Origin of the sequence: Pseudomonas sp. NBRC 111140 (genome assembly GCF_001320885.1) — a bacterium.
Classification (GTDB): domain Bacteria; phylum Pseudomonadota; class Gammaproteobacteria; order Pseudomonadales; family Pseudomonadaceae; genus Aquipseudomonas; species Aquipseudomonas putida_P.
Genome location: NZ_BCBQ01000007.1, coordinates 1 through 14,873, shown reverse-complemented (window position 1 = coordinate 14,873; position 14,873 = coordinate 1). Strand labels below are relative to the sequence as shown.

Here is a 14,873-nt window from a genome sequence, read left to right as displayed (position 1 = left end):
AGCCCCCCTGCGCGAAGCCCGCAGCGGTACTCATCATTCAAGGAGACAGGCAATGACTTCCGTTTTCGACCGCGACGATATCCAGTTCCAGGTAGTGGTCAACCACGAAGAGCAATACTCGATCTGGCCCGACTACAAGGCCATCCCCAACGGCTGGCGTGCGGTGGGCAAGAGCGGCTTGAAGAAGGACTGCCTGGCCTACATCGATGAGGTCTGGACCGATATGCGCCCGCTGAGCTTGCGCCAGAAAATGGCCGATGCCGCCGCCCAGTGACCACGCTGAACCTGCTGTGCCTGCCGTACTCCGGCGCCAGCGCCATGGTCTACAGCCGCTGGCGGCGCAAGCTGCCAGCGTGGTTGCAAGTGCGCCCGGTAGAGCTGCCTGGGCGGGGCGCGCGCATGGCCGAGGCGCTGCGCACCGACATGCAAGCCCTGGCCCGGCAACTGGCCCGCGAACAGCGCCTGGCGGCCAGCGCCCCCTATGCGCTGCTTGGGCACAGCCTGGGCGCGCTGCTGGCCTTCGAGCTGGCCCATGAACTGCAAGCGTTGGGCTGCCCGCCACCCTTGGCGCTGTTCGCTTGCGGCACGGCGGCACCCACGCGGCGTGAGGACTACGACGGCAAGAGCTGGCGCGAGCCCAAGAGTGACGCCGAGCTTATCAGCGAGTTGCGCGAGCTTCAGGGTACGCCCGAGGAAGTGCTGGCGAACGCCGAGTTGATGAGCCTGACCTTGCCGACCTTGCGTGCCGACTTTCTGTTGTGCGGCACCTACGCCTACCGCCAGCGGCCGGCGTTGCAGTGCCCACTGCATGTGCTGGGTGGCGTGGATGACCGGGCCAGCGACGAGCAACTGCAGGCCTGGTGCAAGGAAACCCACGGCAAGTTCTCGCTGCAGATGTTCCCAGGTGGGCACTTCTTCATCCATGAGCATGAAGACCGCGTGCTCGACGCGCTGACCGCGTCGTTGCAGCCGCTTCGGCTGTCCGCCTGATTGACGTCACCGCTTGCCTGGGGGAGGCTAGGGCTTTTCCCAGGCAAGGGGCAGACAATGCTGATCGATCCACTCAAGGCCACGCTGCTGGTCGTCGACATCCAGGAAAAACTCATCGGCGCCATGAGCGACCCCGAAGGCACTCGGGCGCGGGCCCGCTGGTTGCTGGCCGCGACTGCCGAGCTGGAACTGCCGACGGTGATTTCCGAGCAGTACCCCAAGGGCCTGGGCCATACCCTGGCGCAATTGCTGGCCGCAGCACCGGCCGCCGAGGTGGTGGAGAAAAGCCACTTTTCCTGCGTGGCCGCGCAGTGTCTGCCAGCCAGCCTGATGGCGCGTGAGCAGGTGATCGTCTGTGGCATGGAAACTCACGTCTGCGTGCTGCAGACCGTGCTCGGCCTGCTGGGGCTGGGCAAGCAGGTGTTCGTGGTCGAAGATGCCTGCGACAGCCGAACCTCGGCCAGCAAGGCGGCAGGCCTGGCGCGCATGCGTGCCGCCGGGGCGCAAGTGGTGACCCGTGAGATGGTGCTGTTCGAACTGCTGGGCAGCGCCAGCCATCCGCTGTTCCGCCACATCAGCAAAACCTACCTGGTCGGTGAACAGCCCTGAACGGTCGGGCACTGGCTGTGGGGGTGATGGCCCTGGCGCTGCTGCAAGGCTGTGCCGGGCGTCGTGAAGAAGCGCCAGAAGCGGACCCGGCCAAGGTCCGCGCACAGCTGCTGCGATTGCTGCCTGCCCAGGCCAAGGATCGCGAGGGCTGGGCCCAGGACATTCAAGTGGCCTTTGCAGCGCAGCGCATAGCCCCCAGCAAAAGCAACCTGTGCGCAGTGCTGGCGGTAACCGAGCAGGAATCGACCTTCACGGCCGATCCGCAGGTGCCCAACCTGGGGCGTATCGCCCGCGAGGAAATCGACCGCCGCGCTGCACGCCTGCACATTCCCAAACTGTTGGTCGACGGTGCGCTGAAGGCGCCTTCGGGTAACGGCCAGAGCTACCAGCAGCGTTTGCAGGCAGTGCGCAGCGAGAAGCAGTTGAGCGAACTGTACGACGAGGTCATTGCCCGCGTGCCGTTGGGCAAAAACTTGTTGGGCGGGCTGAACCCGGTGCACACCGGCGGGCCGATGCAGGTCAGCATCGACTTTGCCGAACAGCATGCAACGGATTACCCCTACAGCCATGGCGGTACGATTCGCCAGGAAGTGTTCACCCGGCGCGGCGGCATGTACTTCGGTATTGCCCACCTGTTGGGCTACCCGGCCAACTACGAGCGCCAGCTTTATCGCTTTGCCGATTTCAACGCGGGCTGGTACGCCAGCCGCAATGCGGCGTTCCAGGCGGCGTTGAGCAGGGTGACGAGTGCGCCGCTGGCGCTGGACGGTGACTTGATCGCGCCGGGTTCGATCATGCCAGGCACCACTGAGCTCGCGGCGCGCAAGCTCGGGGTGAAGTTGGGCTTGCGCAACCCGCAGATTCGCAGCCAGCTGGAAGAGGGCGACAGCCTGGCATTTGAGGACAGCAAGCTATACAGCGGGGTATTTGCCCTGGCGGATGCCAAAGCCGGCAAACCGGTGCCGCGGGCGGTGCTGCCTGGCATCGAACTGAAGAGCCCTAAGATCACCCGCAAGCTGACCACGGCGTGGTTTGCCGGGCGGGTGGATGAGCGCTATCAGCGGTGCATGAAGCATTGAACTATCCATTATGGGAGCGGCCTGAGCGATCAGCTTTCGCTCAATGCCCCAACCACCTTGTCGACGGTGGCCTTCAACCCTGCAAACGCATCGTCAGGGTCACTCTCCACCACCACCAGCTTCGCCCCCGTCGCCTTGATCACTTCGGCTACTGCCGCGTCCGGCTGGCGATGGTCCAGCACCAACGCCACATCCTGCGCCTTCAGGTTCTCGCCCAGCGCCTTGAGCGCGGCAGCATCCCACTCGGCCGGCAACGGCTGCTCCACCACATCCAGGTTAAGCCCGCTGGCCAGGTAACCCAACCGCTCCGACAGACTTATCACCGTCAGGTTGTCGACCTTGGCCAGCTGTGTCTGGCTACTGGCTGAAAGCTCCAGCAACTGGCGTTTGAGCCCGGCCAGGTTGCCCTGGATCTTTGCCTTGTCGTCCGGCACCAGGCGTTCCAGGTCATTGGCCACCACGTCGGCCATGCGCCCGAGATTAGTCGGGTTGAGCCAGGGGTAAGCGCCATAGGCATCGTCACCGGTCACTGCAATACCCGGTAGCGCACCATCCACCGGGCGCGCCGCATCGATCTCGACAATGCGGATGTTGCTGCGCCGCGCCATTGGGTACAGCGGGTCGTCTCGCCAGATCGAGCGTACGCCAATTACTGCGTCGGCCTTCTGCGCGGCCTTGTCCAGGCTGGCGCCACCGCGGCCGCTGAAATACGACGGTTGGCGGCTGGCCGGCAGGTTGGCCGGGGCTGCACGCGTGAGCTGCACTGCAGTGCCGTCAAGCAGGGCGCTGGCCAGGCTGTGGGTAACAGGCAGGGTGGTCAGTACTTGTGCGGCGAACGACAGCGATGGCAGGCCGGCCAGGGCCAGTGCCAGGGTCAGGCGTTTGAAGTTCATGCCGGGTTTCCTTGCAGGCGGGGAACGAGGGCGCGGGCCAGGGCGGCCAGGGCGAAACAGAGACCGGCGACCAGAATGATCGCGGCACCTGACGGCACCGGCAGGTCGAACACGATCGGCAACAGGATGCCGAACAGGGTGCTGATGGTGGCAATCAGCACCGACAGGAAGAAAAAGCCCTTGAGCGACTGGCTGACCAGGCGAGCGGCGGCGGCAGGAATCACCAACAGCGCACCGACCAGGATGGCACCGATCACTTTCACTGCGGCCACGGTTACCAAGGTCACCAGCACCACGAACAGATAGTCCAGGGTTTTCACCGCCACCCCACGCACCGCTGCCAGTTGTGGGTTGAAACTGGCCAGCATGATGCGGTTGTAGAGTGGCAAGGCCAAGGCCAGTACCAGCACTGCGACGATGCCCAGTACCACTAGGTCCTGGCCGCTGACGGTCAGCACCGAGCCGAACAGCACGTTTTCGAGGATATGCACGTTGATCTTGCCTGCCAGCATCAACAGCAGGCTGGCGCCCAGCGCCAGCGACACCGAGAGAAACACGCCAATCAACGTGTCTGGCGACAGCCCGGTGCGGTTGCGCAGGAAGTTGAGCAGGATGCCGAACAGCAGGCAGTAGCCGAACAGGCTTCCGTAAGGGCCGGTGTAGGGCTCGCCCAGCAGGATACCGATGGCCACGCCGGTCAGCGCGGCATGGCCGACCGCTTCGGAGAAGAAGGCAAAGCGCTTGACCACCACCAGGGTGCCCAGGCCGCCCAGCACCGGGCCTATCATCAGGCCGGCCAGCAGGGCGTTGACCACGAAACCGTAGGCCAGCGCCTCGGGCAGGTAGCCGGCAGTGGCCCAGTCCTGGACCGTATGGCGAAAGAATTCAAAACTCATCAGGCAAGGCTCTCGCTACGCGGGTGAACGGAGAACAGGCCGAGCAGGCGCTCCGGGGTCAGGGCCTGGGCGGGTGGGGCGTCGAACAGTACCTGGCGGTTCAGGCCCGTCACTCGGTCGGCCAGGCGCAGCACAGCTTCCAGGTCATGCTCGATCCACAGCACGGTTGTGCCAACCTGGCGCCAGCCAAGCAGCAATTGTTCGAACACCTGGATACCCGCTTCATCGAGCGCTGACATGGGCTCGTCCAGCACCAGCAACTGCGGCTCGGGGATCAGGCCCTGGGCCAGCAGCACGCGCTGGCGCTCGCCGCCTGACAACGCCCCCATACGCCGCTTGCGTTTGTCGAGCATGCCGACCCGCGCCAGGGCCGCGTCGATAGCCGGCTGCACGCGCCGCGACAGGCCGAGGAAGGCCGGGCGACGCTGACACATGGCGGCCATGAAGTCGTCGACGGTCATTGGCAGGCCACGGTCGAACTCCAGTGCCTGCGGCACATAGCCAATCACTTCGCGCTCGTTCGGCCAATGCAGGGTCAGCTGCCCCTGATGCGGCATCTGCCCCAGCAGGGTCTTGATCAGCGAGCTCTTGCCGCCGCCATTAGGGCCGACGATGGCGTGCACGCTGCCAGCGGCAACGCTGAAACTGACCTGTTCGAGGATGCGGGTGCGGCCTAGCGTCAGGTTGATACCGGCGAACTCGATGCGTGGCCCGCAGGCTGCCAGCAGGTTGGCGGCTACGGTCATGCGCGGTTCTCCTGAATGGCACGGACCACGGTGTCGAGGTTGCGCTTCATTTCCACCTCGTATTTGTCCTTGGTGTATTCGCCATAGGAGATATGGGTCAACGGATACAGGCGCACGCCGGACTCACGCTGAATGGTTTCGACATAGGCCGACGGGAAGTCCATTTCCGAGAAGATCACCCGCACGTCCAGTGCCTTGAGCTGGTCGATGGTCTTTTTCAGCTGCGCCGGACTGGGCTCGATGCCATGGGCCGGTTCGACCACTGCGGTCACTTCCAGGCCGAAATCACGCACGAGGTAGTCGTAGGCCGCATGGATGGTCGCTACGCGGAACGTGGCGCTGGGGGCTTCGGTGACCTTGGCCAGGGCCTCGGCCCGCAGGGCGCGCAGGCGCTTGGCGTAGGCGCGGGCGTTTTGCGTGTACAGCTTGGCGTTGTCTGGATCGAGCTTGCCCAGTTCGCGGGCGATGTTGTTGACCTGGGCGATGGTGGTGCTGATGGACAGGAAGGTGTGCGGGTTGACCACCTTGCCGGCGCCGCGTGCGGCAATGCCGGTGGCCGCCAGCAACGGTACGTTCTGGTTGGCTTCGATGGTCGTGATGCCGGGCTTTTCACTGGCGGCGATCATGCGGTCGGCGAAGTCGTCGTGGCCGACGCCATTGAGCACCACCACGTCCAGCGTACCGATGCGTTTGATGTCCTCGGCCCGTGGCTCGTAGGCGTGGGGGTTGAAGCCTGCTGGAATCAACGGCACCACTTCGGCTTTGTCGCCGACGATGTTGCTCACGTAGCTGTAGTAGGGGTGCAGGGTGATGCCGATGCGCAGCGGCTTGCCGTTATCGGCCAGGGCCAGTGACGGCAGGGCAAAGGCCAGGAGCAGGGCGAGGGCGGAGCGGAGCATGGGGGAGTCCTTGGGTTCAGTGACGGTGTTCGCGGGTAACCCCGGCGTCGTAATGGCTGACGACCTGCTGCCAACCGGCGGCGATCAGGGTGGCCTGGCCGAGGTCGTCCGGGATCACGGCGGCGCTGTCGCGGCGCAGCCAGACATCGGCCTGGCCGGTGCTGTCGGCGGGCAGGATCAGCAGCAGGCTGCCGGCGACCTCGGGGGCCTGGCTGCGGCCCAGGTAGGCGCCGGGCTCCAGCCACGACCATTGATGGCCGCCGCGGCTCTGGCTGCCGGCATCGACCACGAACGGTGGCAGGCCTTCCTCGGCCAGGGCCTGCACGCTGGGTACGACGCCATTTTCTTCACGCAGCAGCTGGATTTCGTCGAAAGCCACGCGCAAGTCGGTGTACAGGCCTTGCTCGGCGGCGGTGAGGTCGCGGCGGGCGTCGATCTGGTGGCTGGCGATGGTCTGTTCGTCCTCGCGCTCACCGCGTAGCAGCACCACGCTGGCGGCGAGCACCACGATCAACAGGCTGGCCAGCAGCACGTACAGGGTTTCGTGCCCGGCGCCGGCCGGGCGAATCACTTGGGCGCGGCTCATGGCTGGGCGATGTCGGCGTAGTCGACTTCCACCACGTGCCCGGGGCCTGCGTCGAATAGCACATAGAACTCACCGTCCGGGCGCTTGAAGGTCAGCGTCGAATCGTCACCAAGCTTGCCGCCGACCAGCACCTGTTCGTCATAGCCGATCACATCCAGGGTCACCCCAGGGGCACCGCTGCCGTCCGAGAAGCCGCCGGTGCACTTGACCTGGCCGCTGGCCAGCGCTTCGCATTCGCACATCGGGTTGTGCGCCAGGGCGGGGCCGGCGGCCAGTACCATGAAGGGCAGGGAAAGGGTGCGCATCAGGTTTTTCATTTCTTGCCTCCTTGTTTCTCGAGCCAGGCCACGGTGGCTGGCGATGCCTTGGCCAGGGGGACTGACGCCTGGTGCATGCTGCCGTCCCAGCCTTCCAGGGTGATCCAGATCTGCGCGTCGGGTTTGGTGCGTGGTGGAATCGGCAGTGAGGTGCCCATGTTGTACGGTGCACCGAAGAAGATGGTGCCGGCGGCGCGCAGGCTGCGAGGCTTGCCAATACGCAGGTAGGCCGCTTTGACGTCCTTGATGCAGGCCTTGCACAGCGATGCGTTGAACGACTTGAAGAAGCCGGCCGGGCCATCGGCGCGAGGCGCTTCGTCACGCAGTTCGGCCAGGTCGAGGCTGTAGGGGCCGACCTGGATGTTGCTGATCACATTGGCGCCCAGGCCGGCGTCACCGCGAAACAGCTTGGCGTCGGCGAAGTACTTGGGCATGAAACCCAGCGGAATCAGGATCAGCAGAATATTCAGGTGAAAACGCCACTTCAGCCAAAGCTGCTTCAGCGGGCTGGCGGGCAGGGCTTGGGCCTGGCTCATGAATGGATCTCCACGGTGGTTTCACTGCGCGCCGCACGGGGTGCTCGCTCGCTGCGTTTGAGGGCGGCGGCGGTGGCCTGGGCGGTACGTTTGGTCCAGATCAGCAGGCCGCTGAATACCATCAAGGTGAGGACCAGGCCGAAGAAGAACCAGATCAGCTTGATTGGCAGGCCGCCGAAATCGCCGGTGTGCAGCGGGCGCATGGATTCGGTGACGAACTCCAGGGCCGAGCGGTCGCTGATTTCGAACTGGCTGTCGACATTGCTTGTATACGGGTTCACCGACGCACTCTGGAACATCAACGGGTACCAGCCTGGCCCAGACAGGGTGACGTGGCTGTAGGCGGTGGCGGGCAGCGAGACGGAGTTGATCTCCAGCCCCGGGATCGCCAGGCCGGCAATGCGCGCAGCTTCATCCAGGTTGATGCGCGGGGCAGGGCTGCCATCTGGCGTTTGCGGCACGTCCTCACGGGCGATCACCGGCACGATGGGCCGGCTGGAAATGGTGATGTGGTTGTCGAACAGTATCGCCTGGATCAGGAACCAGGTGCCGGTGATGGAAATCACCGCAATGAACCAGATCGACCACACCCCGGCCAGGCGGTGCAAGTCACCCCAAAAAATCCGCGAGCCATGGCCGGTGCGCACGGGTTTGAAAAAGCCCTTCCAGAACTTTTTGTACACAACCAGGCCAGTGACCAGCGAGGCCAGCATCGGCAGGCCGAGCAGCGACACCAGGTACCAGCCCCAGCTGAAACCATTGGTGAATGGCACCAGCCACCAGCCGTGCAGGGCCCGGGTGAAGGCTTCGAAGTTGAAGTCAGGGGTCTTGCCCTGGATGGCGCCGGTGTAGGGGTTTACGTACAGCGTCGGGCTGGTGCCGTCTGGCAGGGTGACATTGGCCTTTACCGCGAAGTGCGAGCCATCGGGTTGACTGAGCCGGTCCACGACCATATCCGGCTCGGCCTTGTGCAAGGCTTCCAGCACCTGCTGGAAGCTCATGCGTTGCACGTCCGCGTCTGGCTTGTTGGCGCGCACGGCCGAGTCGGCCAGCCAGACGATTTCCTGGCTGACCACGGCAAGCATGCCGGTGAAGCAGACGATCAGGACAAAGAACCAGATCGGCAAGGCAAGCCAGCTGTGGACCAGGAACCACAGCCTGGATTTGGATTTTTTCGGTGATTTGGCCATCAGACGGTCTTCTGCAATGGGTGGTCGAGCGTGTGCCCAACCAAAGAGGGCTGTACTGATAAGGACGAATGAGAATTGAAAACCTGCCTTTTAAAATGAAAGCAAATGTTTCAAAAGACGAAGGCCGGACGGCGCACGCGGCGTCAGTCCGGCCTTGAAGGCTTGTTGCAGAGGGTTCAGGCGCGGGTCAGGGCTACCGCCGCTTGCGGCTTGCCGTGCAGCTGCGCCAGGTCCTGGTACAGCGCCCGGCCAATTTCCGCAGCGCGGGCCGGCAGCACTGAAAGCAGCGTGTCACTCAGGCCGTGGCTGTTTTCGCAGAAGCCCTGCAAGTAAACAGAGGCCTGCAGGTCGGGGCTGGCCAGTACACGGTAGTTGCGGTCGACGCTGAAGTCCTCCAGATAACCGGCCAGTGGCGCCAGCAGGTCACGGTGCGAGCGGCGCTCGTAACCGGTGGCGAGGATCACGGCATCGTAGCGGTGGGTTTGCTGCTGGCCGGTGGCAAGGTCGCGCAAGGTCAGTTCCAGGCCTTCGCGTGTGGCTACCACTGCTTCCACCTGACGTCGGCACAGTACATTGTGGCGGTACTGGTGGGCGACCTTCTGACGGTAGAGGATGCCGTAGATGCGCTCGATCAGGTTGAGGTCGACCACCGAGTAGTTGGTGTTGTGGTATTCGCCCAGCAATTTGCTGCGCTGGTCGGCCGGTTCGTTGTAGACCAGGTCGGTGTAGTCCGGTGAGAAGATCTCGTTGACGAACGGGCTGTCGTCGGCGGGTTTGAGGGCCGACCCGCGCAGGATCATGTCGACCTTGACCGACGGGTAGCTGTCATTGAGATCGATGAACGCCTCAGCGGCGCTCTGGCCTGAGCCGATCACGGCGATGCGCATGGGTTTACCGTCGGTGCACGGCAGCTTGTTCAGGCTGCTCAGGTACTGGGAGTGGTGGAACACCCGTGGGTCGTCCTTGAAGGCGCCGAACTTTTCCGGGATTTTCGGCGTGCCGCCGCTGCCGACCACCACCGAGCGGGTGCGGCGGCTGTATTCGCGGCCTTGCGCGTCACGTGAAACCAGGCGCAGGTGCTCGACCCGGCCGGCATTCAATTCCGGTTCGATGCGCAACACTTCCTGGCCATACACCGCCTGGGTAGCGAAATGCTCGGCGGCCCAGCGCAGGTAGTCGTTGTACTCCAGGCGGCAGGGGTAGAAGGTGCCGAGGTTGATGAAGTCGGCCAGGCGCTGCTTCTGATGCAGGTAGTTGACGAAGCTGTAGGGGCTGGTGGGGTTGCGCAGTGACACCAGGTCTTTCAGGAACGAGATCTGCAGCTCGCTCTGGGTGGCCAGGGTTTCGCCGTGCCAGCGGTAGTCTTGCTGCTTGTCGATGAACAGTGCGTCGAGGGCATGGCCCTGGGACTCGGCGAGTTCTTCCAGGGCGATGGCCAAGGCCAGGTTGGAAGGGCCGAAGCCCACGCCGATCAGATCTTTGATGGTTTCCTGCTGTGAGGGCTGGCTCATGGCTGCGATTCCCTGAATGGTCGAATATGGACGCCCGCCGGGGCTCCGGCTCCTGCGCAAGTACATGAGTTGGAACGAGCCAGGCGGGGGGGAATTTAAGCGGGCTCAAGAACTGCATGAGGCGGCCGATAGGGTGGTTACGGCAAGGACCGATCTTTTTGGCAAGGAATCGACATGAGCGGAATAACGGCAAGCAACCTGATGATCAACGGCGTTTCAGCGCAGACGCTGAGCGCCAACGCAGCGACTGAACGCGAACAGGCAAAACAGGCCGGTGAGGCACTGGGGCCACTGAGCATCAGCAGTGACAGCATGAAAGTTTCAGCGGGTAGCCAGGCGCAATCCACTGACACTGAAGACAGTGGCGAGTCGCAGGCCGTGACCGAGCTGCGTCAGCTGATCAAGGATCTGCAGAAACAACTGGCTGAAGAGCAGAAGCAATTGGCTGCGCTGCAGAACAGCAAGATGGACGAGGCCGCCAAGGCGGCTGCGGTGGGCGCCAAGCAGGCGAGCATTGCCACCATCAATGGGCAGATCATGGCTGCCACGGCGCAGTTGCTGGAGCTGTTGCAGCAAGAGGGTGGCAGCAGTGCGGGCGGGATGGTCAGCGCCACGGCTTGAATATCCCGCCAGGATGCGCGCCCTTACAGGCGCGCGCGTAGTACCAGGTGGTGGTTACTCGGTCACCAAGCGGCCCTTGGTCTGCCGGTCCGCCTTGTACTGCATGGCCACTGCCGGCGCCGGCTTGGCGGCACCGGTTTCCAGCCACTGACGCATGCGGCTGGCATCGGCGAAGTGGGTGTACTTGCCGAAGGCATCGAGAATGACCATGGCTACCGGGCGATTGTCCATGCGGGTCAACAGCACCAGGCAATGCCCGGCCTCGTTGGTGAAGCCGGTCTTGGTCAGCTTGATGTCCCAGTTGCTCTTGTTCACCAGGTGGTCGGTGTTACGGAAGCCCAGGGTGTAGTTGGGCTTGCGGAAGGCCACGGTCTTTTCGCGGGTGGTCGACAGCTCGCTCAGCATCGGGTACTTGCGCGAGGCCATCAGCAGCTTGGCCAGGTCGCGCGCGGTGGACACGTTCTGCGTCGACAGGCCGGTCGGCTCAACATAGCGGGTGTGTGCCATGCCCAGGCTGCGGGCCTTGGCATTCATGGCCTTGATGAACGCCGGGTAGCCGCCGGGGTAGGCGTTGGCCAGGCTGTTGGCCGCACGGTTTTCCGACGACATCAGGGTGATCAGCAAGGTTTCGCGGCGGTCGAGCTGGCTGCCCAGGCGCACGCGCGAATACACGCCTTTCATTTCCGGGTTGTTGGCAATGGTCATGGTGAGCATTTCATCCATGGGCAGCTTGGCATCCAGCACCACCATCGCTGTCATCAGCTTGGTCACCGAGGCGATCGGCACCACGCGGTCGGCGTGGCTCGAATACAATTCCTGGTTGCTGTTCAGGTCGATCAGCAGGGCGCTGCCTGAAGCCAGGTGCAGTTTGGACGGGTCTCGTTGAGCCTGGACCGGGGGTTGTGCAGCAGCAGTCGACGGAAGGGTCGCGGTACCTGTGAGCAACAGCAGCAGGCTGAGGATGGACAGGGATGTTTTCACGTTGAGGCTCACTAAAAGTTGGTATGTCGTTGGCTGTGCAAGGGTTTTCCCCCTAAAACCGATGCATTCTGGAGTATGGCTGAATTGCTGTCGAATGCCTTATGACTAAAGGGCGCAAAGTGAACGATATTTAATCCTGTACCAATTTTTAACCAATCACGTACTTTTCCAGATTCGCAAATCGGCCCAGTCGTCAGCGGAATTGTTTCGTGGTGGTATGCTCGCCGCTTACCAAACAGGGAGAGTGGTAATGAGGTTGCGGGAGAGGCATAAGGCTTTGCAAGAGTGGCTCACGCCAAGGCGCCGTCGGCGCACCGGGATAGCGCTGATCGTAGCCTGGATCGCTGCGACGATAGTGTGGCCAAGCAGCAACTGGGCTTGGGTAGGTGGCCCTGGTATGTACCTGCTTTTCAGCGCTTGGCCGGCTGAGTTGCACGACAAGCGTTGATGCGCTGGCAGCGCGGATCTAAGTAGCGGCGCTGTAGTGCTACGGTCGCTATCACGCCGCCCTCGATCCAAACGGCCGGACCACGCTCTCGACCTTGTTGCCGGCCACCATCGCCCTGGCTCACGAGCAGTTGGTCGCTATCGAGCCGGACCAGCAGCGCTTGCAACGCACTGCTGTTCTGATGCAACGAAAAGGGGCTTACCAAACGGCTGCAGCGAGGGCCTTTGTCGAACTGGCGATAAAAGTGGCCAAGCACCTTGAGGCGCCAGGCTGCTCCACTCAGATGGCGTAGCAGCCCGTCATTTGAATTTTCGGGTAGCCGCCGACGAGCTAGGACAATGCCTATTATCTGGCCTGGCCACGAAACGCTCACCCGCAGGCGGCCCTCGATATCGTTCGAATCTGGCTGCTTGAACAAACAAGACTATAGATTATCTACTGGCATGAAGAAGGGTTGCTGTTTCTCTGAGCGGTGCTGAGCGGTGCTAGTCTCATTTCACCAACAACCCGTCCACGCCTCACTCAGGAGGATGTATGTCAGTAGAAAAAGTAGCAATAGTCACTGCCGGTGGTAGCGGCATGGGAGCGGCGGCAGCACGTAGATTGGCTGCCGATGGCTTCAAGGTCGGTATTCTCTCTTCATCTGGCAAGGGCGAGGCCCTGGCGCAGGAATTAGGCGGCATTGGCGTAACCGGCAGTAACCAGTCAAATGAAGATCTGCAGCGCCTCGTCGACGCAGTCATTCATAAATGGGGCCGTATCGATGTGTTGGTCAACAGCGCCGGCCATGGTCCGCGGGCACCGATCCTTGAGATCAGCGACGAAGACTGGCACCAGGGTATGGAGACATACCTGCTCAACGTAATTCGTCCTGTGAGGCTGGTGACCCCGTACATGCAGCGCCAGAACGGTGGTGCAATCATCAACATTTCCACTGCATGGGTGTTCGAGCCAAGCGAACTCTTCCCTACCTCGGCAGTTTTCCGTGCCGGTTTGGCGTCGTTCAGCAAAATCTATGCTGACAAGTACGCCGCTGACAACATTCGCATTAATAACGTGCTGCCTGGTTGGATCGACAGCCTCCCAGCTACCGAACAGCGTCGAGAAGGTGTGCCGCTCAAGCGCTATGGCACCAGTGAGGAAATTGCCGCCACTATCGCCTTCCTCGCAAGCGAAGGGGCAGCCTACATTACCGGCCAGAACATCAAGGTCGACGGCGGCGTTACCCGCAGCGTCTGAATGCCTCCGGGCCGCACGCAGTACGCGGCCCTTTTTCATTTTGGGCGATTGTCATGCTTGATCTGATATTGGCTAAGGTATGGTCAGATTTATCCATACCTGTTGGCGGTATTCCAAATCCATATCGCTTGATGCAACTGGCCACCGTCAATACTGAAGGGCAACCTAAGGTAAGCACTGTTGTCTTGCGACATGCGGATGCGTGTACGAAGTCGATCATCTTTTATGTGGACAAGCGCTCGGCGAAACTTGCAGAGATACTGGCCGAACCTAGAGTCGGCATTACCTCCGTCGACCCGTCTGGCAAGCGTCAACTTCGGGTTGAAGGCCTAGGTGAGCCGTTGTCGGATGTGTCGCTCCTTGCCAGGCACTGGGAGCAGGCACGAGGACGAACTCAAGCGCTCTTTCGCCATGGACGCATACCCGGTGAGGCTATTTCTTCACCTTCAACAGCTTACGAAACGCACATGGATGGTTTCAAGAATTTCGCTTTACTGGCTGTCCACCTACGACAAATAGAGTGGCTCGATCTTACCCAAATTATCCACCAACGGGCACGCTTCATTTTGCAAGGCGACCATTGGCAGGCGGGTTGGATCGCTCCCTAAGGCAGGATCAATTTTAATGAGCAGAATCGCTATCCACAGTGACCAGGCGCCGAAAGCTATTGGCCCGTATTCGCAAGCAGTCCACATGGGTGAGTTGGTGTTCTTGACAGGGCAAATCGCGCTTCACCCTGAAAAGATGGAATTGGCTCAAGGCATTGAAGCCCAAACCATTCAGGTATTCGAGAACCTCCAGTCAGTAGCACAAGCCGCAGGCGGTAGTTTTTCTGACGTAGGAAAGCTCACTATTTACCTCACGGAACTCTCGCACTTTGGTGTCGTGAACGAAATAATGGGCCGTTACTTTGAAGCGCCTTACCCAGCACGAGCTACCGTGGGTGTATCGGCGCTCGCGTTGAATGCTTTGGTTGCTATTGACGCCACCTTAGTGCTTCCTCGAAAAACAGCATAATCCGCAAGTTTCCTCTTTATCATAAAACTCATTCAGCACCGGGCAGATGTTTCGTCATCTGCTCGCGTGGCTCACTCTCGATAGTGGCAGGGCAAATAGATGGCCAAGGCAGCTGATCTCGTTGTGCAATGTTTGGAAAGTGAAGGTGTTGAGTACGTGTTCGGCATTCCCGGCGAGGAAAACCTCGACCTGCTCGAATCCCTGCGCAAGTCGAAGATCAAGCTGGTACTGACCCGTCACGAGCAGTCTGCAGGTTTCATGGCTGCCACCTACGGCCGCCTGACCGGCAAGACCGGCGTCAGCCTGTCGACCCTT

General features: G+C 62.0%; 19 protein-coding genes and 1 pseudogene. 10 read left to right on the top strand and 10 right to left on the bottom strand.

The features are described 5' to 3' along the window. Positions 1 to 52 precede the first annotated feature (52 nt). Genes APH42_RS03870 through APH42_RS03855 form a run of 4 tightly spaced genes read left to right on the top strand, consistent with a single transcriptional unit; the run spans position 53 to position 2,678 of the window. Positions 53 to 274: an MbtH family protein gene (locus APH42_RS03870; protein ID WP_012313972.1), complete on the top strand. Its 222-nt coding sequence runs from the start codon at positions 53 to 55 to the stop codon at positions 272 to 274. Next, the gene (locus tag APH42_RS03865) at positions 271 to 990 is read left to right on the top strand and encodes a thioesterase II family protein (RefSeq protein WP_060492772.1); all 720 of its coding nucleotides are present in this window, start codon (positions 271 to 273) and stop codon (positions 988 to 990) included. Before APH42_RS03870 ends, APH42_RS03865 begins: the two co-directional genes overlap by 4 nt. 57 nt (positions 991 to 1,047) lie before the next feature. After that, positions 1,048 to 1,599 carry a hydrolase gene (locus APH42_RS03860; RefSeq protein ID WP_012271761.1) on the top strand — a complete coding sequence of 184 codons (552 nt, stop codon included), beginning with the start codon at positions 1,048 to 1,050 and terminating at the stop codon, positions 1,597 to 1,599. Further along, the gene (locus tag APH42_RS03855) at positions 1,596 to 2,678 is read left to right on the top strand and encodes a DUF1615 domain-containing protein (protein WP_374701036.1); all 1,083 of its coding nucleotides are present in this window, start codon (positions 1,596 to 1,598) and stop codon (positions 2,676 to 2,678) included. Before APH42_RS03860 ends, APH42_RS03855 begins: the two co-directional genes overlap by 4 nt. A 29-nt stretch (positions 2,679 to 2,707) precedes the next feature. Here the strand turns inward: APH42_RS03855 and APH42_RS03850 are convergent, their stop codons facing one another. The 9 genes from APH42_RS03850 to APH42_RS03810 all read right to left on the bottom strand — a co-directional run bounded on the left by APH42_RS03850 (position 2,708) and on the right by APH42_RS03810 (position 10,252). Next, positions 2,708 to 3,571, bottom strand: coding sequence for a metal ABC transporter solute-binding protein, Zn/Mn family (locus APH42_RS03850; protein WP_060492770.1), 864 nt, complete (start codon positions 3,569 to 3,571; stop codon positions 2,708 to 2,710). Then, positions 3,568 to 4,467, bottom strand: a complete 900-nt coding sequence (locus tag APH42_RS03845) for a metal ABC transporter permease (protein ID WP_060492769.1) — start codon at positions 4,465 to 4,467, stop codon at positions 3,568 to 3,570. The genes APH42_RS03850 and APH42_RS03845 overlap by 4 nt, the downstream gene beginning before the upstream one ends. Next, positions 4,467 to 5,213, bottom strand: coding sequence for a metal ABC transporter ATP-binding protein (locus APH42_RS03840; protein ID WP_060492768.1), 747 nt, complete (start codon positions 5,211 to 5,213; stop codon positions 4,467 to 4,469). Before APH42_RS03840 ends, APH42_RS03845 begins: the two co-directional genes overlap by 1 nt. Beyond that, the gene (locus APH42_RS03835; RefSeq protein ID WP_012271766.1) at positions 5,210 to 6,112 is read right to left on the bottom strand and encodes a metal ABC transporter substrate-binding protein; all 903 of its coding nucleotides are present in this window, start codon (positions 6,110 to 6,112) and stop codon (positions 5,210 to 5,212) included. The genes APH42_RS03840 and APH42_RS03835 overlap by 4 nt, the downstream gene beginning before the upstream one ends. A 16-nt stretch (positions 6,113 to 6,128) precedes the next feature. After that, a complete protein-coding gene (locus APH42_RS03830; protein WP_012271767.1) occupies positions 6,129 to 6,698 on the bottom strand; it encodes a DUF6162 family protein in 570 nt (189 codons plus the stop codon). Next, entirely contained in the window at positions 6,695 to 7,015 is a 321-nt protein-coding gene (locus APH42_RS03825) for a hypothetical protein (RefSeq protein ID WP_060492767.1), read from the bottom strand. Before APH42_RS03825 ends, APH42_RS03830 begins: the two co-directional genes overlap by 4 nt. Next, positions 7,012 to 7,551: a hypothetical protein gene (locus APH42_RS03820; protein WP_012271769.1), complete on the bottom strand. Its 540-nt coding sequence runs from the start codon at positions 7,549 to 7,551 to the stop codon at positions 7,012 to 7,014. Before APH42_RS03820 ends, APH42_RS03825 begins: the two co-directional genes overlap by 4 nt. After that, complete coding sequence (locus APH42_RS03815) at positions 7,548 to 8,741, bottom strand: PepSY domain-containing protein (RefSeq protein WP_012271770.1); 1,194 nt, start codon at positions 8,739 to 8,741, stop codon at positions 7,548 to 7,550. The genes APH42_RS03820 and APH42_RS03815 overlap by 4 nt, the downstream gene beginning before the upstream one ends. Before the next feature lie 176 nt (positions 8,742 to 8,917). Beyond that, the gene (locus APH42_RS03810; RefSeq protein ID WP_012271771.1) at positions 8,918 to 10,252 is read right to left on the bottom strand and encodes a lysine N(6)-hydroxylase/L-ornithine N(5)-oxygenase family protein; all 1,335 of its coding nucleotides are present in this window, start codon (positions 10,250 to 10,252) and stop codon (positions 8,918 to 8,920) included. Positions 10,253 to 10,426: 174 nt separating this feature from the next. Here APH42_RS03810 and APH42_RS03805 point away from each other — a divergent pair, with 174 nt between their 5' ends. After that, positions 10,427 to 10,873 (top strand): hypothetical protein, encoded by a 447-nt coding sequence (locus tag APH42_RS03805; protein ID WP_012271772.1) that lies wholly within the window; start codon positions 10,427 to 10,429, stop codon positions 10,871 to 10,873. A gap of 54 nt (positions 10,874 to 10,927) precedes the next feature. On the opposite strand, the gene pbpG is transcribed toward APH42_RS03805, so the two are convergent. Beyond that, positions 10,928 to 11,854, bottom strand: a complete 927-nt coding sequence (pbpG, locus tag APH42_RS03800; protein WP_060492766.1) for a D-alanyl-D-alanine endopeptidase — start codon at positions 11,852 to 11,854, stop codon at positions 10,928 to 10,930. A gap of 524 nt (positions 11,855 to 12,378) precedes the next feature. Between pbpG and APH42_RS30390 the strand changes: the two are divergent. The 5 genes and pseudogenes from APH42_RS30390 to APH42_RS29010 all read left to right on the top strand — a co-directional run. Then, positions 12,379 to 12,594, top strand: a pseudogene (locus APH42_RS30390) (transcriptional regulator CynR); the annotation flags it as partial. Between the two features lie 242 nt (positions 12,595 to 12,836). Continuing rightward, positions 12,837 to 13,541, top strand: coding sequence for an SDR family oxidoreductase (locus tag APH42_RS03785; RefSeq protein ID WP_012271775.1), 705 nt, complete (start codon positions 12,837 to 12,839; stop codon positions 13,539 to 13,541). A gap of 53 nt (positions 13,542 to 13,594) precedes the next feature. Beyond that, a complete protein-coding gene (locus APH42_RS03780; RefSeq protein WP_060492764.1) occupies positions 13,595 to 14,149 on the top strand; it encodes a pyridoxamine 5'-phosphate oxidase family protein in 555 nt (184 codons plus the stop codon). Positions 14,150 to 14,165: 16 nt separating this feature from the next. Further along, positions 14,166 to 14,558 carry a Rid family detoxifying hydrolase gene (locus APH42_RS03775; RefSeq protein WP_012271777.1) on the top strand — a complete coding sequence of 131 codons (393 nt, stop codon included), beginning with the start codon at positions 14,166 to 14,168 and terminating at the stop codon, positions 14,556 to 14,558. 99 nt (positions 14,559 to 14,657) lie between these two features. Beyond that, a partial coding sequence (locus APH42_RS29010; protein ID WP_256217774.1) for a thiamine pyrophosphate-binding protein occupies positions 14,658 to 14,873 on the top strand: 216 nt, incomplete at its 3' end.